Here is a 17,234-nt window from a genome sequence, read left to right on the forward strand (position 1 = left end):
CGGCCGGCGCCTGTTGCGCGCCCAGCAGCGCCAGCGCCTGGCTCGCGACGGCCAGCAGCGCCTCGCCCGCGGCGGTCAGCCTGAGCCCGGTCGCGTGCCGCAGGAACAGGGCATGGCCGGCATGCGCCTCGAGCTGCTGGATCTGGCGGCTGACGGCGCCCTGCGTGCGGCACAGATGCTCGGCGGCGCGGCTCACGCTGCCGAGCCGCGCGGCCGCCACGAAGGCCTGGTAGGCCGGCAGCGGCGGCAGGGAGCGGGTGAGCGCGGCCAGCGGGTATGCATCGGCGGCATACCCGGCTTGCGGATTTTTCGATGGTTCGGACATGGCCGTTTCGCTATCGTCGCGGCTTCGGCTCCGGTCGCGATCCCGCGGCCGCGAAGGCCGCTCGAGCGAAGGAGACGGGACATGGAACAGGCTTCGGCAGCACTATACACGGCGAGAATCCGCGCTTACCTGGGCGCGCTGGAGCGCGGCGACGCGGCCGCCCTGCTCGCGCTGTTCGCGCCCGGCGCGCGGGTCGTCTCGCCGCTCGCGGGCACCGCCGCGCCGGCGGACTTCTATCCGAAACTGTTCGCCGCTTCGAGCCCGAGCCGCATCACCCTGCTCGACATCGCCGTGAGCACGACCGGCTCGCCTCACGCCACCGCCTATTTCCAGTACGACTGGGTGCTGCGCGACGGCGCGGCGGCACCGTTCCGCTGTGTCGATGTGTTCGGCTTCGATGCCGAGGCGCGCATCGCCGAGCTGGTGATCGTCTACGACACGCATCCGATCCGCGAGGCGGTCGGCACGCAGTTCTCCTGATCCGGCGCCGCGCTCAGGCGCCCTCGCCCGCCTCGCCGAACCCCTGCGCGAAGGCCTCGCGCAGATAGGCCACGAAGGCCGTCACCACGCGCGGCACATGCGTCGCGTAGGGCCGCACCGCCAGCAACTGCTCGGCGAACACGCCCACCGGCCGCCACTCGGGCAGCACGCGCACCAGCGTGCCGGCCTGCAGCGCGGCCACCGCCGAGAAATCGGGCAGCAGCGCGATGCCGAGATCGTCGAGCGCCGCGTCGCGCAGCACCTCGCTGTTGTTGGCGCAGAACGGCCCGGCGATCGGCACCGTGACGCGCGCGGCGCGCTGGCGGCGCGTGCCGGCGCGCTCGAAGGTCCAGGCCGCCGAATCGTGGCTGCGTGGATAGAACAGGCAATCGTGACCGGCCAGTTCGTCGGGATGGCCCGGCCGGCCGCGCGCGGCCAGGTAGGCGGGCGTGGCCACCAGCAGCGACACGGTGCGGCACAGCTGCCAGGCCACGTGCGTCTCGGGCGCCGAGGCGCTGTGGCGAATCGCCAGGTCGTAACCCTCGGTGGCCAGCGACACCAGCCGATCCGACACGTCGAGCTGGATCCGCACCTCGGGATGGCGGCGCCGGAACTCGGCCAGGCGCGGCACCAGTTGCTGGCGCGCCAGCGCCACCGGCGCGCTCACGCGCAGGCTGCCGCGCACCACCTCGGCGGTATCGCGCACGCCGGAGAAGCTCTGCGCGATGCGATCGTAGAGCGGCCGCGTCTCGTCCACCAGATGCCGCCCCGCCTCGGTGAGCCGCACGCTGCGCGTGGTGCGCTGCACCAGCGGCACGCCGGCGGCGCGCTCGAGTTCGGCGATCTTCAGGCTCACGGCGGCCTTGCTCACGCCCAGGCGGCCCGCCGCGGCCGTGTAGCTGCCCTGGTCGGCCAGCACGGTCAGCCAGTGCAGGTGGGCCCACAGGCTTTCGATGGATTCGCTCGGCATGATGGATCGTGGATCGGTCGGATGATTGTTCAGTTTTTTAAACAATGATTTCACCGACAGTGTATATCCATCGCCCGGCCGGGCTCCTACACTGCCAGACATCGAACCGCCTTACCCTGGACATCCTGGAGGAGCCCATGAACGCCTACAACGATCGCAGCGACGTCGAACACTTCATCGGCGGCCAGCGCACCGCCGGCCACGGCCAGCGCTCGCAGCCCGTCTACAACCCGGCCACCGGCGACATCGCCCGCACGCTGCGCCTGGGCGACACGCGCGACGTGGACGCCGCGGTCGCGTCGGCCAAGCAGGCCTTCACCGGCTGGAGCAACACGCCGCCGATCCGCCGCGCGCGCGTCATGCTGCGCTTCCTGGAACTGATGAACCAGCGCCGCGACGAGCTGGCCGCGATCATCACGGCCGAGCACGGCAAGGTGTTCAGCGACGCGCAGGGCGAGGTCTCGCGCGGCATCGACGTGATCGAGTTCGCCTGCGGCATCCCGCAACTGCTCAAGGGCGACTACACGGAGCAGGTCTCGACCGGCATCGACAACTGGACCACCCGCCAGGCGCTCGGCGTGGTGGCCGGCATCACGCCGTTCAACTTCCCCTGCATGGTGCCGTGCTGGATGTTCCCGGTGGCGATCGCCGCCGGCAACGCCTTCATCCTCAAGCCCAGCGAGCGCGACCCTTCGGCCGCGCTGTTCATGGCCGGCCTGCTCAAGGAAGCCGGGCTGCCGGACGGCATCTTCAACGTGGTGCAGGGCGACAAGGAAGTGGTCGATGCGCTGCTCGAGCATCGCGACGTCAAGGCCGTCAGCTTCGTCGGCTCGACCCCGATCGCGAACTACATCTACGAGACCGGCGCCAAGCACGGCAAGCGCGTGCAGGCCCTGGGCGGCGCCAAGAACCACATGGTGGTGATGCCCGACGCGGATCTCGACGCGGCCGTCGACGCGCTGATCGGCGCCGGCTACGGCTCGGCCGGCGAGCGCTGCATGGCGATCTCGGTGGCGGTGCTGGTGGGCGACGTGGCCGACAAGATCGTGCCGCGCCTGGCCGAGCGTGCCCGCACGCTGAAGATTGGCGACGGCATGAACGCCGAGTCGGAAATGGGCCCGATCGTCACGCGCCAGGCGCTGGAGCGTATCGAAGGCTATATCGGCCTGGGCGTCGAGGAAGGCGCCAAGCTGGTGGTGGACGGCCGCGGCCACAAGGTGCAAGGCCACGAGCACGGCTTCTTCACGGGCGGCACGCTGTTCGACCACGTCACGCCCGAGATGCGCATCTACAAGGAAGAGATCTTCGGCCCGGTGCTGGCCTGCGTGCGCGTCAAGGACATGGGCGAGGCGATCGACCTGATCAACGCCCACGAGTTCGGCAATGGCGTGGCCTGCTTCACGCGCGACGGCCACGTGGCGCGCGAGTTCGGCCGCCGCATCGAGGTGGGGATGGTCGGCATCAACGTGCCGATCCCCGTGCCGATGGCCTGGCACGGCTTCGGCGGCTGGAAGCGCAGCCTGTTCGGCGACATGCACGCCTACGGCGAGGAAGGCGTGCGCTTCTACACGCGCCAGAAGTCGATCATGCAGCGCTGGAACGAGAGCATCGAGAAGGGCGCGGAGTTCGCGATGCCGACCGCGAAGTAAGACTTCCAGGGCGATTGTTCGGGCTCGCGCAGCTCGCAACGAAAAAGGCCGGCAAGCGAACTTGCCGGCCTTTCCTCATCTCGGCCAGGGCGTCGCCGCCCCGCCCTCAAGCCATCACCACTCCACCACGATCTTGCCGAAGTGCCCGCCCTGCTCCTGCCAGCGGAACGCCTCGGCCAGTTCGCCGAACGCGAAGCTGCGGTCGATCACGGGACGGATCGCGGTGCGCTCGAGCGCGGCCACATAGTCCTGCTGCTGGCGCCGGCTGCCGACGATCAGCCCTTGCAGGCGCGCCTGGCGCGCCATCAGCGCGGCGGTCGGCACCTCGCCCTGCATGCCGGTGAGCACGCCGATCAGCGAGATATGGCCGCCCACGCGCACCGCCTCGATCGATTGCGCGAGCGTGCCCGGCCCGCCCAGTTCGAGCACGTGGTCGACGCCGCGGCCGCCCGTCAGTTCGCGCGCCACCGCGCCCCATGCCGGCGTCTGCCGGTAGTTGATGGTGTGATGCGCGCCGAGCGCGCTGGCCTTTTCGAGCTTCTCGTCCGAGGACGAGGTGACGATCACGGTCGCGCCCATCGCGCGGGCGATCTGCAGCGCGGCGATCGAGACGCCGCCGGTGCCGAGCGTGAGCACGGTGTCGCCGGCCTTCAGCGCGCCGTCACCCACCAGCGCGCGCCAGGCGGTCAGCCCGGCGGTGGTGAGGGTCGCGCTCTCGGCGGCACGCCAGCCGCGCGGCGCGTGCGTGAAGGCGCCGGCCGGGCGCACCACCACCTCGGTGGCGAAACCGTCGACGCCGTCGCCCGGCGTGCCGGCGAAATCGCCGACGGCCGGGTAGGCGGCACCGTCCACCCAATGCGGGAAGAACAGCGAGACCACCGCGTCGCCGGGCTGGAATTCGGTCACGCCCTCACCCACCGCCTCCACCACGCCGGCGCCGTCCGACATCAGCACGCGGCCGTCCTCGGTCGGGATGGCGCCCTTGGCGACCAGCAGGTCGTGGAAGTTGAGCGAGGTGGCATGCAGCGCGACGCGGACCTGGCCCGGGCCGGGCGCGCCCGGATCCGGCACGTCACGGATCTCGATGCGTTCGAGGCCGCCCGGTGCGCGCAGGACGGCGGCCTTCATGCCGGCCTCCCTTGCGCGGCGTGGCGGGCGTGAAGCGAAACGGGCTGGATGAGCGTGGACATGCGAGGCTCCTGGGGTTCGGTTGACGAAATGGCACGAAGTGGCACGAAGTGGCACGAACGGCACGACGCGGCGAAGGCACGGCGCCCCGCTTCGAGGCACGCTTCGCCGCGCTTGCGGCAAGGGCCTAATGATCGCCTCCCGGGCGCCCCGCTGCCAACCGGAAATCGCGCGCAGCCTGCCGAGCCGCGTCGCGCGGGGCTCGGCGCGCCCGGCGCGACCTCCCATCCCGTACCGCGCCAAGGGGCTTTCGCGCGGCCTTCGGCGAGATCGGCGAAACCCGACTACAGTAACGATCCGGCGCGCGATCGGCCCCGTCGGCCGACGCGCCACGCTCGATGCCCGCCCCGCGCGCGGGCCGCCGTTGCCGCCTTGCCCTCGTCCCGTTTACTGCTGCTTTGCCGCCTTTCCCGGAGAACATCGCATGAGCCAGGATTCCGCCTACACCCCGCCCGCCGTCTGGACCCCTCGCGCGCCTTCGGGCGGCCAGTTCGCCAACATCAACCGCCCGGTGTCGGGCGCCACGCACGAACGGGAACTGCCGGTCGGCAAGCATCCGCTGCAGCTCTATTCGCTGGCCACGCCCAATGGCGTGAAGATCGGCGTGATGCTGGAGGAATTGCTCGCGCTGGGCCACGCGGGCGCCGAATACGACGCCTGGCTGATCCGCATCGACGGCGAGCAGTTCGGCAGCGGCTTCGTCGGCATCAATCCGAACTCGAAGATCCCGGCCCTGGTCGATCGCAGCGGCGCGCAGCCGGTGCGCGTGTTCGAATCGGGTTCGATCCTGCTGTACCTCGCCGACAAGTTCGGCGCGCTGGTGCCGAGCGACGCGGCCGCGCGCGCGGAAACGCTGAACTGGCTGTTCTGGCAGATGGGCTCGGCGCCCTATGTGGGCGGCGGTTTCGGGCATTTCTACGCCTACGCGCCGGAGAAGCTCGAATACCCGATCGACCGCTTCACGATGGAAACCAAGCGCCAGCTCGACGTGCTCGACAAGCTGCTGGCCGAGCGCCGCTACATCGCCGGCGACAGCTACACGATCGCCGACATCGCCATCTGGCCGTGGTACGGCGGCCTGGTGCTCGGCGACCTGTACGGCGCCGCCGAATTCCTCGACGTCAAACAGTACCGGCACCTGCTGCGCTGGGCCGAGGAGATCCGGGAACGCCCGGCGGTGAAGCGCGGGCGCCACGTCAATCGCGCGCGCGGCGACGAGGCCGAGCAGCAGCACGAGCGTCACAGCAGCGCCGACCTGGACCGCTTCGCGCCGGCGACGCGCGCCTAAGCATCGCCCGGGCATCATCCGGGCACGGCGTCGATCCAGGGATCGGCGCCGAGACGCCCCCCGCTCAGCCGAGCCGCAGCGACAGTTCCACGTCGCCGCCAAAAGGCGTCGACAGGTAACCCTGCGCGGGCGAGCGCACGCGCTCGAGATACTCGGGGCTGTGCTCGGCGTTGTCGGCGATCACGAAGGCGCCGGGACGCAGCCGGCTTTCCAGCAGCGCCAGCACCGCGGGATACAGCGACTTCGCGCCGTCGAGCAGCACCAGGTCGATCGACTCGGGCAGGTCGGCGGCCAGCGTGCGCAGCGCATCGCCCTCGCGGATCTCGACCAGGTCGGCCAGCCCGCCCTCGGCCAGGTTGCGGCGTGCGCGCTCGATCTTCGAGGGCTCGAACTCGCAACTGACGAGCCGGCCGCCGCCGTTGTCGCGCAGCGCGGCGGCCAGGTGCAGCGTCGAGATGCCGAACGAGGTGCCGAACTCTACGATATGGCGCGCCCCGGCGCCGCGCGCCAGTTGGTACAGCAGGATGCCGGTCTCGCGCGAGACCGGCAGCGGCAGGTCCTTCAGGCGCGCATAAAAATCGAGGTACTCGGTCTTGCTCTGCATCAGCCGCGTCAGTTCGCCGGGCGGCAGTTCGGCGACGGCGCGGCTCATCTGCGGCCTGGCGGCATCGGCTTCGGCGAACAGGCGTTCGAGCAGCGGTGCGAGCGGCGCGGTGGTCAGGGTGCTCATGAATGGATCACTCCGGTCGGGAGGGCGCGATGCGCGACGGCACCGCGCCCGATCAGTAGGATGACGAATCGATCCGGCGACGGGCCGCGATTCGATGGAGGTCGGCGCGACTCAGTCGTCGAAGCTGCCGCGATACTCGGGCGAGGCGTCGTCGCGCGTGTTCAGTTCGAACATCACGCCGCCGGGCGCGCGGCAGAAGAAACGCGAGCCGCGGCCGTTGTTGAAGATGTCGGTTTCCATCGGCACGCCCGCTTCCACCAGCCGCGCGCGCAGCGCCGTGACGGCTGCCAGGTCGGGCAGCTCGAAACCGGCGTGGAAGTTGCGGGGCCAGGCCGGCACCTCGTCGGCCGCGTGTTCGATCACCACGTCGAAGCCGGGACGCTTGAGGATGTAGGAGCGGTCCCAGGTGCCGGAGATGGTGAAGCCGAGATGGCGCTCGAAGAAGGCCGCCGTGGCCGTCGCGTCGGCCGAGGGGAAGCTCAGGTGGTTCAGTTTCATGCGGTGGGTGAAGTCGTTCATGATCGTGCTCGGGGTACGGGCGCTGGCCCCAATGCCAGCTGCCGATGACGATCAGAATACGAGCCCGCGCTCACATTCGGCTACTCGCATCGCGGCGGCGCGCCGAAGCGGCCCGCGAGCCGCGCCGTGGCGGGGTTTGGGCGAATCGGCCGGAGCGTGCCGGCCGCGCTTGCTCACATTTCGGCGGGTCGAGCCGCGCGTAGTCAGGCCGAAGGCCCGGTCGGCGCGGCAGCGGGCAGCAAGCCCAATTCCCTCAGATAACCGAACACGGCGGCGCGCAGGCGCGTCTCGAGGCTGGCGATGTCGTGCTCGCCGCGCGCGCCGGCGCTGTCGACCATGACGTGGATGATCTCGCCCAGATCGACGGCCGCATGCGCGGCGCGCGCATCGCCCGCCGGCAGCAGGCGCCGCAGGATTGCCGCCACCGGCGTGTCCATGCCGTCGCAGTCCACCGCGTCGCGCAGCGCGGGGCTCGCCTCCTGCTCGTCGAGCAGGCGCGCCAGCATCGGCCGCTGCAACTGCTGGCGCACGGCCGCGCCGATCAGCAGGCCGAGCGCCACCATGCCGTCGGGCTCCTCCATCGCCCGGTCCATGTCCTCGACGAAGCGCTGCGTCTCGCGCTGCATCAGGGCCACGGTCAGCGCGTCCTTGCCGGGGAAATACTGGTAGAGCGAGCCGATGCTGACGCCGGCCCGCTCGGCCACCGCATTGGTGTTGAAGCCCTCGATGCCGCGCGTCTCCAGCACCTGCGCGGCCGCCTCGACGATCGCGGCGACCGTCCCGGCCGCGCGCGGCTGGGTCGGGTTCTTGCGCGGTTGCAGGCGGGGACGGCGGGGGCGGTCGGTCATCGGCGGGCGCGGGCGGGGACGGGATTCGCGCATTGTACAAAGGCGCGAGCGCCGGCGGGGTTGGAGGCGGGCTCAAGGCGGGGTACGAAGCGGGCACCGCTCGAGGCGGGCTCAAAGCGGACTCAAGACAGGCCCAGAGCCGGCCGCGCGGCGAATTCCGGCGCGGAACACCGTCGCCAGCCGGCGCCGCGCCGCCGCTCAGAGCTTGCCCAGGCGCTCGCGCATGGCCGCGGTGAGCCGCCGGCGCGCCGCCTCGTAGCCGTCCCAGGGATCGCGCCGCAGCGAGGCCAGCCGCTGCGGCACCTCGGCGATGGTCCATTGCGCGCCGCCGCGGGTACCGGGCAGTTCATCCCAATCGATCGGCACCGACACGCCCATCCCCGGCCGCGCCCGCGCCGACCAGGCCGCCACCGTGCTGGCGCCGCGCCCGTTGCGCAGGTAGTCGACGAAGATGCGGCCCTTGCGGTTCTGCGCGCCCATCTTCGCCGAGAAACGCTCCGGCGCGACGCCGGCCAGGTGCTGCGCCACCGCCTGCGAGAAATCGCGCGCCTGGTCCCAGGAAGCGTGGCGCGTGATCGGCACCACCAGGTGCAGGCCCTTGCCGCCGCTGGTCTTGCAGAAGCACGGCAGCCCCAGCGCGTCGAGCAGCGCGCGCAGCGCCTGGGCCGTCTCGATCATCGCGCGCCACGGCAAGGCCGGGTCGGGATCGAGGTCGAACACCAGCCGGTCGGGCCGCTCGATGCGGTCCACGCAGGCATTCCAGGTGTGGAATTCGAGCGCGTCGAACTGCGCGGCGCCGACCAGGGCCTCGCGATCGTCGAGCGTGATCAGCGCGTCGTGCCCGGGATCGAGGCCGGGGTGGCGCGTGACGAAGCCCATGCCGCGCGGGCCCGCGTGCTTCTGGAAGAAGGACGGCCCGTCGATGCCCTTCATGTAGCGCACCAGCGAAACCGGCCGTCCCGAGAGCTGCGGCAGCAGGTGCTCGGCGATCGCCGCGTAATAGCGGACCACGTCGATCTTGCGCAGGCCGCTCTCGGTATCGACCACGCGCTCGGGATGCGTGACGCGCACACCCGCCACCGTGGCGTCGTCGTTCCTGCCGGTGGCGCGGTTCGCGGCCTTGCCGCGCGAGCGCGAGCTCGGCGCCTGATGATCGGTCCTCATCCTGCCTCCTGTCGGTTGCCCGCCGGCGGGCGCGGCCGTTTCCCTGACGATCTGCCCGGCCAGCTTGTCCTCGCGCAAGGCGATGAAGGCAGCCTGCCGGACCAGGCCGTCGGCGGTCCAGCCCGCGAACTCGCATTCGGCCACCAGCCGCGGCTCGACCCAGTGCACCGCGTCGCCGCGTTCGGCCGGCGGCACCGCGAACGGCGCGTCGCTGCGTTCGATCTTTCGCAGCCTGGCCGCGATCGCGTCGAGCGCGCGCCGATCGAACCCGGTGCCGACGCGGCCGACATAAGCCAGCTCGCCGGCGCGGCGACGCCCTTGCGCGGGCCGTTCGTGCACGCCGAGCAGCAACGCGCCGAATCCGCTGCGGCTGCTGCGCGGCTCGCTGAAGCCGCCGATCACGAATTCCTGGCGCTGGCGGCACTTCAGCTTGATCCACGACGCGCCGCGCCCGGCGCGATAAGGGCTGTCGGCGCGCTTGCCGATCAGGCCTTCGAGGCCGGCCCGTGCCGCCGCGGCGAGCAGCTCGGCCGGCTCGCCCTCGAGCGTCGGCGAAAGCTGCACGGCTTGCCCGCCCGCGTCGCCGAAACACGCCGCCAGCCGCTCGCGGCGCGTATCGAGCGGCAGGTCGGCCAGCGCCCGGCCATCGAGAAAGGGCAGGTCGAACACGAAGAACACGATGGCGGCGTCCTCGCCGGCCGACAGCGCCTGCTGCAGGGCCCCGAAATCGGGCAGGCCGCGCGCGTCGAGCACCACGGCCTCGGCGTCCAGCCAGGCGTTGTTCACCGGCAGGTCGGCGAGCGCGGCGCATTGCCGGCGGAATTTCGCGCTCCAGTCCTTGCCCTCGCGCGTGAACACCTGCACCGAGCGTCGGCGGCCGCGGCCGGCAATGCGGATCAGCACGCGATAGCCGTCGAACTTCATCTCGTAGCGCCAGTCCTCGCCCTCGGGCGGCGCGGCCACGAGCGTCGCCAACTGCGGCGCGAGCGTGGCCGGCAGGGCCTCGCGCCGGCCGGCGCGATCCGCCGCGCGCTTGCCGCGTGGCGGTGGTGCGCCGCGCTTCTCGTCATGCTTCTCGGCATGCTTCTCGTCATGCGTTTCGGCACGCTCGCCGGCACGCTTGGCCGCCGCCGTGGCCGGCTGCTTGCGCGCGGCCTTGATGCGCTCGCCGCCCGGCGAGCCCGCCTGCTCGTCGCGCGCCTTGATCAGCAGCCACGACGACTTGCCGTTGCGCTCGGGAAGGTGCGTGCGCACCAGCGACCAGCGTCCATGCAGACGGTGGCCCTCGAGTTCGAAACTGAGCTTGCCCTCGCGATAGCCGCGCCGCGCGCCGGCGATACCGCCATCGGGCCGCCAGATGCCCTGGTCGTCGATGCGCACGCTGCCCGCGCCGTAGTGGCCGGGCGGTATCTCGCCCTCGAAGCCGGCATAGTCGAGCGGGTGATCCTCGACATGCACCGCGAGCCGCTTCTCCGCCGGTTCGGTGCTCGGCCCCTTCGGCACCGCCCAGGACTTCAGCACGCCGTCGAGTTCGAGACGGAAGTCGTAATGCAGGCGCCGCGCGTGATGCTCCTGCACCACGAAGTGCAACTCGCGCTCGGAATCGTGGCGCGGGCGCGCCTGGGCGCCGCGCTTGCCGGCCGGTTCCGGGCTCGCGTCGAAGCGGCGTTTGCGCTGGTATTCGGCGAGCTTGCTGGCCATCGGTGGCGATCCTCCTCGCGCGTGCCTCAGGCGGCGCGCTTGTGGCCGGTGCCGGCCGCCGCGCTCTTGCGCGTCGCCGTCGGCCCGGCGGTCTTCGCCTTGCGTTTCGCGCTACCGGCGGCGGTCGGCTTCGATTTCGAAGCGGTCGATTTCCTTGCCGCGATGGGCTTGGCAGCCGACTTGCGCGCGGCGGCGCCCTTCGTTGCCTTCGTTGCCTTCGTGGCCTTCGTGGCCTTGCCGTTCCTCACCGCGCCCGCCGCCTTGCCGGCACGCTTGCGCGGCGCCGCCTCCCCTGCCTCGCCATCGCGAGCCGAGCCGCGACGCCCTCCACCACCTCCGAGGCTGCGCCGCAGCAGCTCGGTCAGGTCGAGCACGTTCGAACCCGCCGTCGACGGACGAGTCTCGTGCGGCGTCTCGATGGTCTTCGACTTGCCCGCCTTCACCTTGCGATCGACCAGGGCGAGGATGTCCTCGCGAAACGTGTCGCGATACTCGTCGGGCTGCCAGTCGCCCGACATGTCCTCGATCAGCTTCTGCGCCATCTTGCGCTCCCTCGCGCTGAGGCTCTCGCCGCGTTCGCGCTTGCCGCCCACCCGCAGCTCGTCGAGCGGGCGCAACTCGTCCTGCCAGCGCAGCGTGTCGAGCGCGAGCACCGGGCCCACCGGGATCAGCGCGGCCAGGTGCTGCCGGTCGCGCATCACCACCAGCGCGATGCCGATCCGCCCGGTCTCGACCAGCGCATCGCGCAACAGCGCATAGACCTTCTCGCCATGGCGGTCCGGCACCAGGTAATAAGGCGTGTCGAGATAGAGGAAGGAGACGGCCGAGGCCTCCACGAAGGTGAGGATGTCGACGCTCTGCGTCGACTCGGGATTGGCCGCGCGGATCTCCTCGTCGCTGAGGACCACGTAGCGTTCCTTCTCGTATTCGTAGCCGCGCACGATATCGTCGTGCGCGACCTCGCGGCCGGTGCGCTTGTTGACGCGACGGTAGCCGATCGGGTCCATCGAGCGGCGATCGAGCATCCGGAACGAGGGCTTGACGGTGCGCGTGGCCGGCACCAGTTGCACCGGCACGTGGACCAGGCCGAAGCTGACCGCGCCCTTCCATATCATCGACGGCATGCACGGCTCCTGTAGGTGGTGGGACCGCGAGCGCCGCGCCGGCCGCATCGCGATCGAGCATCGATACGACGCAAGCCAACGCAAGCCGCGTGCCATCCACACTCGCGCGACACGCCGCGCTCGCCCGCCCCGCCGCCGCCGCCGCCGCCGCCGGCCCGGGCCTACATCATCTCGCCGCGCGCGCGTGCAGCCTGCGCCGCATCGGCCGCGGGCGCGCCGTCGCGCCCCGTCTCGGGCGGCGGCAGGACGGCCGGGAAACCCATCGCGGCGAGCCACATGCCGCGCGCCCATTCCCGGGTGCGATACAGACGATGATCCTCCTGCGCTGCCACCGCATCGTGCGCCTCCCTCAGTAAGCTGGCCGCGTCGCCGGACAGTTGCTCCGCCGCCCGGCCGATCAATTCCCAGTTCAGGTTCCGCTTGGTTTCGGCCAGCAGCACGCATTCGGCGGCGATGATCTGCGCATCCGCCGGCGAGGCGTTGCGGCGCGCCAGCTCGATCACGTTGACCAGCGCCTTGCCGGTCTCGGCCACCGCGAGCCGACCCGGCGTCTGGATCAGTTCGTCGAGCCCGAGGCCGCGGAAGATCGCGCGCAGCATGTCCTGGTGGTGCAGGCTCTGCCGATGATGGCGCTCCCAGGTCTCGTGCAGGGCGGGATCGTGCACGCAGGACAGGGCCGCGCGATACACCTGGGCGCCGCCGAGTTCGGCTTCGAACGCCTGGTACAGCAATTCGTGCACACCGCGATGTCTGGCCTTGCCGTGAAACATGATGCCCTCCGAAGAACAAATGCCGGCCCGCAAGACGATGCCAAGCCCGCCTGGCCCCGATTGCCGCAAGCCCCGTGCCGCCGACGCGCCGTGACGCGCCCGCGCCCTTCCACGCCGGCACCCGCGATCCCCGCCCGCCCGGCGCGAAAAAGCTGCATGCGCTTGTAAAAAGGTCAGAGCCCGGTGTGGCCGCGACGGCAACCGGGCGGCGCGCCGATGGCATGCGGATTGCGAATCGAAGCATGTTCGACCGGTTCGGATCGGTCCCCGTCGACGGCTTGCCGCGTCCCGCCGATCCGCCCCTTTCCGTTGCGGTGCGGCAGCCCGTCATGGGAGCCGCCCGCGCCCTTATCGAGGAACCGCGATGAAAACCGACACCCCAGCTTCGACCGATACGCCCAAGGAAGCGTCGAGCGGCCCCCCCAGCGGGCCGCTGGTCCGCTTCCACGGCCAGGCCCCGAGCGGCGAGCATCCGATCCCGGGCCACCGTTTCGAGGGCGTGGGCGTGCGCGCCACCGACGGCACCGATGTCGGCCATGTCAGCGACGTGCTGCTCGACCTCGGCCACGGGCGCATCACGCACGTGCTGGTCACCACCGCCGAGGGCCATCCGGACCGCGTGATCGCAATCCCCTGGCAGGCGCTGTCCGCCGACACCGAAGGCCAGGGACTGGCCGTCGCGGCGACCGCCGAACGCGTGCTGGCCGCGCCGCCCTTCGACAACCAAGGCGGTTCCGCCGCGCAACACGAGAAATGGGTCGCCGCCGTCGACCGGCATTTCGGCAAGCCGGCCTGAAGGCATCGCCGGGCGCATCGACCGCCGGCATGCGTAACGCTGTCGGCCGATGCGAAGCATTGGCGCGCCGGCCCCTGATGCGGAGCCGGCACGGCTGCGCCTTCGCGCGCTTTCAAGCTCGCGTGCCGATGCCGCGGCGAATCGTGTAAGGTCGCTTTTTTTACCCTCGCGAGACCGCCATGCCGGCATTCGAACCCGTGACCATCACCACCCGCCGGCTGCGCCTGCGCCCGATGCGCGAGGACGACTGGCGCGCCGGCTTCGCGCTGTGGTCCGATGCCGATGCGATGCGTTATTTCTCGTTCCCGCCGATGACCGATCCCGCCCAGGCGATCGAGCGCACCTCGCGCCTGGCGGCGCGCTCGGCCCATGGCGAGGATCTGGTGTGCGTGGTGGAGTTGCTGGCGACCGGCGAGCCGATCGGCGACTGCAGCCTGTTCGATCACGACGCGCAATGCCGCCGCGCGCAGATCGGCTTTTCGCTGCAACGTCGTTGCTGGCGCAACGGTTATATGACGGAGGCGGGATCGGCCCTGCTCGACCACGCCTTCGATACGGTGGGACTGCGCCGGCTCGAGGCCGACATCGATCCGCGCAACGAGGCTTCGGCGCGCGTGCTGGAACGGCTCGGCTTCGTGCGCGAGGGGCTGCTGCGCGAGCGCTGGCAGGTCGGCGACGATGTATCGGACAGCGCGATCTACGGCCTGCTCGCCAGGGACCCTCGCCCCGTCGCGGCCGCGACGCCCTCGTTGAGCGACCTGGCCGGCCGCTGAGCCGCGCGCCGCGCGGCAGCTCCAGCCGGCGGCCGCGCCCGTTTCCCGATCAACGATAGAACACGTAGCGAGCCAGGTAGGGCGTGCTGCCCTCCTGGTGCTCGCTGGCGCAAGGCGCGCTCGGCGCCAGGCCGCCGACGGTGTTCAGGCGCTGCACGTAGCGCACCTCGGCCAGCATCCCCGCGCCGCCAGTGCCGTGCGTCTCCAGCAGCAGTTGCGGGATGCTGCCCGGCGTATCACTGGGCTTTTGCGCCAGCACGCGGCCGACCACGCGGCTGCCGTCGCCGGCTTCCCAGGACGGCCCCGCGCCGTGCAGCACGACTTCCCTGCCGCTCGCGTCGTAGAGCATCGCCGAGGGGCGCTTGAAGCTCCATTGCAGCTGATGCTGCGCATTGAACTCGCAACTGTAGATCTGCACGCCCGAGGCTTCGAGCGCCGCCAGTTGCTGGCCCGCGGGCGGCTCGATCGAGGCGCCCGCCACGGCCGGCGTGGCGCCGGCCGTCGGCGCCATCGCGCAGGCGCCGAGCGCGAGCATCGCCGCCGCGGCCAACAGCGCCGAGGCGCCGGTTTTCAGGATTGGTTTCGACATCGCTGCTTCCTCAGGATCGCGCGTGCTCAGACGCGCTCGAAGTTCGCCGAGGCGAACGCCCAGTTCAGGTGACGCGAGACCGTCGCGACCAGGTAGTCGGGGCGGCGGTTCTGGTAATCGAGGTAGTAGGCGTGTTCCCAGACGTCGACCGTCAGCAAGGGCGCCGCGCCGCGCGTGAACGGCGTCTCGGCATTGCCGGTCTTGACCACCGCCAGCTCGCCGCCGTCCAGCACCAGCCAGCCCCAGCCGCTGCCGAACTGCGAGGCCGAGGTGGCCACCAGCGCCTTGGTGAGCGCCTCCATCGAGCCGAACTTGCGCTCGATCGCGGCCTTCAGCTTCTCGCTCGGCGCGCTCGCCTCGGGTGCCAGCGAGTTCCAGTAGAAGTTGTGGTTCCAGGCCTGGGCGGCGTTGTTGAACACGTCGGCCATCTCCGGCACGCCGTGCGACTGCATGATCACCTGTTCGAGCGAAGCCTGCTGCAGCGGCGTGCCGGCCAGCAGCTTGTGCAGGTTGTCGAAGTAGGCGCGGTGATGCTTGCCGTAATGAAAGCCGATGGTGCGCGCCGAGATGGTGGGCTCCAGCGCGTTCTCGGCATAGGGCAGCGGCGGCAGCGTCTGCGGCGAGCTGCCCAGGAAGGCCGGCACGGTACGCAGCACCGGCGCGCCGGCGCCGGCCGTCTCGGCGCGCGACATCTCGCCGAAGGCCACGCGCGACAGCGCGAGCCCGAGCGAGGCGAAGGACAGGCCGCCCAGCAGGCGGCGACGCGAAAGATTCGAATTCAGCATGGCCAGGACCTCGTATGTGTGGGTTGAGCGCCGGGCGCGCCGGTTTGGCCTGCGGTGCGTCCGATATCCCCAGAACACCCGATCTCGTGCCGCTATTCCATAGGATCGCGTCGATTTTTTGCATCGCCGGCGCATTTCTTTACACCTCGCCGACACCCGGAAACACGATGGAATAAATTCCGGCGCCTCGTGTTTTGCACTCGACGAACGCGTGTTCCGCAGCCGATGTCGGGGGACACGGTGGCCCGAAAGGCCCGCGCCGTCCTTGCGTCTGTCCGGCCGATTCGTGCCCGGCCGGACCGGTAGCCCAACTTATCCATCAGGAATCCATCATGAAAGTGAAACGCATTGCAGCCCTGGCCGCGCTGGCCGCCGTCACGGCCTTCACGCTCGCCGCATGCGGTGGCGGAGACGACAACAGCACCCCGCCCGCGAGCACCACCCCGCCGCCGCCGGCGCTGAAGACCCAGTTCAAGTCGACCACCCTGGTGTCGGACGGCAGCGCCACCGCCGCCAACATCGACCCGAACCTGAAGAACGGCTGGGGCATTGCGTTCAACCCGACCGGCGTGATGTGGGTGTCGGACAACAACACGCACCTGTCGACGCTCTATGACGGCAACGGCGTGCCGCAATCGCTGGTGGTGACGATCCCGGCGAACGCCGCCGGCACCGCCGCGGGCCCGACCGGCATCGTGTTCAACAAGACCGCCGCCGACTTCCAGATCAGCGCGAACGGCGGCGCGGCCAGCAATGCCGTGTTCATGTGGGCCACCGACGCCGGCACGATCGCCGCGTGGTCGCCCAAGGTGCTGCCGACCCAGGCCGTCAACGCCTATGACGACGGCACCGGCGGCGCGGTCTACAAGGGCCTCGCGATCGGCGTGAACGGCGGCGCGAACGTGATCTACGCGACCGACTTCCACAACAAGAAGGTCGACACCTTCGACCGCGCCTTCAACAAGATCCTGGTCGGCAAGTTCGTCGACCCGAACCTGCCGGCCGGCTTCTCGCCGTTCGGCATCGCGGCGATCGGCAATACCGTCTACGTCTCGTACGCGGTGCTCGGCAGCAACGGCAAGACCCAGGTCAACGGCGCGGGCAACGGCGTGGTCGACGCGTTCGACACGGCCGGCAACTTCGTCAAGCGCATCGCCACCGGCGGCACGCTGAACTCGCCGTGGGGCATGGTGATCGCGCCGTCGAACTTCGGCTCGGCCAGCAACGACCTGCTGGTCGGCAACTTCGGCGACGGCACCGTCGACGTGTTCGACCCGAACAGCAACGCGCTGATCGGCGCGCTGCCGAACCCGGACGGCTCGACCTTCAAGCAGGCCGGCATCTGGGGCATGTCGTTCGGCAACAATGCCGCCAACCAGCCGAGCAACACGCTGTTCTACGCGGCCGGCCCGACGCCGACCACCGGCGTCTACGGCCGCATCGACGTCACGCCGTGACCTGGGCGACGCGCCGGGCTGCCCGCCATGCGGCGCGTCCGGCGCCACCCGGGCGGCATCGACGCGCGCGCCTCGCGG

17 protein-coding genes are annotated in these 17,234 nt (G+C 70.8%); 6 read left to right on the forward strand and 11 right to left on the reverse strand.

The genetic code is table 11. The features are described 5' to 3' along the window. Positions 1-325 (reverse strand): LysR family transcriptional regulator (locus tag F3J18_RS28525; RefSeq protein ID WP_166915500.1); only part of this gene is annotated, 325 nt, incomplete at its 3' end. Between the two features lie 81 nt (positions 326-406). Here F3J18_RS28525 and F3J18_RS28530 point away from each other — a divergent pair. Beyond that, positions 407-805 carry a nuclear transport factor 2 family protein gene (locus F3J18_RS28530; protein ID WP_166915502.1) on the forward strand — a complete coding sequence of 133 codons (399 nt, stop codon included), beginning with the start codon at positions 407-409 and terminating at the stop codon, positions 803-805. Positions 806-818: 13 nt separating this feature from the next. Here the strand turns inward: F3J18_RS28530 and F3J18_RS28535 are convergent, their stop codons facing one another. Further along, positions 819-1,775, reverse strand: coding sequence for a LysR family transcriptional regulator (locus tag F3J18_RS28535; protein WP_025099696.1), 957 nt, complete (start codon positions 1,773-1,775; stop codon positions 819-821). Between the two features lie 137 nt (positions 1,776-1,912). On the opposite strand from F3J18_RS28535, the gene F3J18_RS28540 reads away from it, so the two are divergent. Then, the gene (locus F3J18_RS28540) at positions 1,913-3,424 is read left to right on the forward strand and encodes a CoA-acylating methylmalonate-semialdehyde dehydrogenase (protein WP_166915504.1); all 1,512 of its coding nucleotides are present in this window, start codon (positions 1,913-1,915) and stop codon (positions 3,422-3,424) included. Between the two features lie 114 nt (positions 3,425-3,538). Here the strand turns inward: F3J18_RS28540 and F3J18_RS28545 are convergent, their stop codons facing one another. Then, on the reverse strand, positions 3,539-4,552 hold the full coding sequence (locus F3J18_RS28545; RefSeq protein WP_025099693.1) for an NAD(P)-dependent alcohol dehydrogenase: 1,014 nt from the start codon (positions 4,550-4,552) through the stop codon (positions 3,539-3,541). A 484-nt stretch (positions 4,553-5,036) separates the two neighbouring features. Here F3J18_RS28545 and yghU point away from each other — a divergent pair, with 484 nt between their 5' ends. Beyond that, positions 5,037-5,900, forward strand: coding sequence for a glutathione-dependent disulfide-bond oxidoreductase (gene yghU / locus F3J18_RS28550; RefSeq protein WP_166915506.1), 864 nt, complete (start codon positions 5,037-5,039; stop codon positions 5,898-5,900). Between the two features lie 64 nt (positions 5,901-5,964). On the opposite strand, the gene F3J18_RS28555 is transcribed toward yghU, so the two are convergent. The 6 genes from F3J18_RS28555 to F3J18_RS28580 all read right to left on the reverse strand — a co-directional run bounded on the left by F3J18_RS28555 (position 5,965) and on the right by F3J18_RS28580 (position 12,756). Continuing rightward, the gene (locus F3J18_RS28555; RefSeq protein WP_036034222.1) at positions 5,965-6,630 is read right to left on the reverse strand and encodes an O-methyltransferase; all 666 of its coding nucleotides are present in this window, start codon (positions 6,628-6,630) and stop codon (positions 5,965-5,967) included. A gap of 111 nt (positions 6,631-6,741) precedes the next feature. Further along, complete coding sequence (locus F3J18_RS28560; protein ID WP_036034251.1) at positions 6,742-7,128, reverse strand: VOC family protein; 387 nt, start codon at positions 7,126-7,128, stop codon at positions 6,742-6,744. Between the two features lie 224 nt (positions 7,129-7,352). After that, positions 7,353-7,997: a TetR/AcrR family transcriptional regulator gene (locus tag F3J18_RS28565; RefSeq protein ID WP_166915508.1), complete on the reverse strand. Its 645-nt coding sequence runs from the start codon at positions 7,995-7,997 to the stop codon at positions 7,353-7,355. Between the two features lie 198 nt (positions 7,998-8,195). Continuing rightward, complete coding sequence (ligD, locus tag F3J18_RS28570; RefSeq protein WP_166915510.1) at positions 8,196-10,862, reverse strand: DNA ligase D; 2,667 nt, start codon at positions 10,860-10,862, stop codon at positions 8,196-8,198. Between the two features lie 26 nt (positions 10,863-10,888). Beyond that, positions 10,889-11,986 carry a Ku protein gene (locus tag F3J18_RS28575; RefSeq protein ID WP_166915512.1) on the reverse strand — a complete coding sequence of 366 codons (1,098 nt, stop codon included), beginning with the start codon at positions 11,984-11,986 and terminating at the stop codon, positions 10,889-10,891. A gap of 161 nt (positions 11,987-12,147) precedes the next feature. Beyond that, a complete protein-coding gene (locus tag F3J18_RS28580; protein WP_166915514.1) occupies positions 12,148-12,756 on the reverse strand; it encodes a hypothetical protein in 609 nt (202 codons plus the stop codon). Positions 12,757-13,120: 364 nt separating this feature from the next. On the opposite strand from F3J18_RS28580, the gene F3J18_RS28585 reads away from it, so the two are divergent. Both F3J18_RS28585 and F3J18_RS28590 read left to right on the forward strand, forming a co-directional pair. Beyond that, the gene (locus F3J18_RS28585) at positions 13,121-13,552 is read left to right on the forward strand and encodes a PRC-barrel domain-containing protein (RefSeq protein ID WP_166915516.1); all 432 of its coding nucleotides are present in this window, start codon (positions 13,121-13,123) and stop codon (positions 13,550-13,552) included. Between the two features lie 179 nt (positions 13,553-13,731). Continuing rightward, positions 13,732-14,325 (forward strand): GNAT family N-acetyltransferase, encoded by a 594-nt coding sequence (locus F3J18_RS28590; RefSeq protein WP_036029892.1) that lies wholly within the window; start codon positions 13,732-13,734, stop codon positions 14,323-14,325. Between the two features lie 49 nt (positions 14,326-14,374). Here F3J18_RS28590 and F3J18_RS28595 read toward each other — a convergent pair whose 3' ends face one another. After that, entirely contained in the window at positions 14,375-14,914 is a 540-nt protein-coding gene (locus tag F3J18_RS28595; RefSeq protein ID WP_025099683.1) for a DUF3455 domain-containing protein, read from the reverse strand. Between the two features lie 26 nt (positions 14,915-14,940). Continuing rightward, the gene (locus F3J18_RS28600; protein ID WP_185767469.1) at positions 14,941-15,546 is read right to left on the reverse strand and encodes a superoxide dismutase; all 606 of its coding nucleotides are present in this window, start codon (positions 15,544-15,546) and stop codon (positions 14,941-14,943) included. Between the two features lie 485 nt (positions 15,547-16,031). Between F3J18_RS28600 and F3J18_RS28605 the strand changes: the two genes are divergently transcribed. Continuing rightward, positions 16,032-17,156, forward strand: a complete 1,125-nt coding sequence (locus F3J18_RS28605; protein WP_013697262.1) for a TIGR03118 family protein — start codon at positions 16,032-16,034, stop codon at positions 17,154-17,156. Positions 17,157-17,234: the final 78 nt, after the last annotated feature.

The sequence above is a fragment of the Burkholderia sp. Ax-1720 genome (assembly GCF_011753035.1).
GTDB classification, from domain to species: Bacteria; Pseudomonadota; Gammaproteobacteria; order Burkholderiales; family Burkholderiaceae; genus Burkholderia; species Burkholderia gladioli.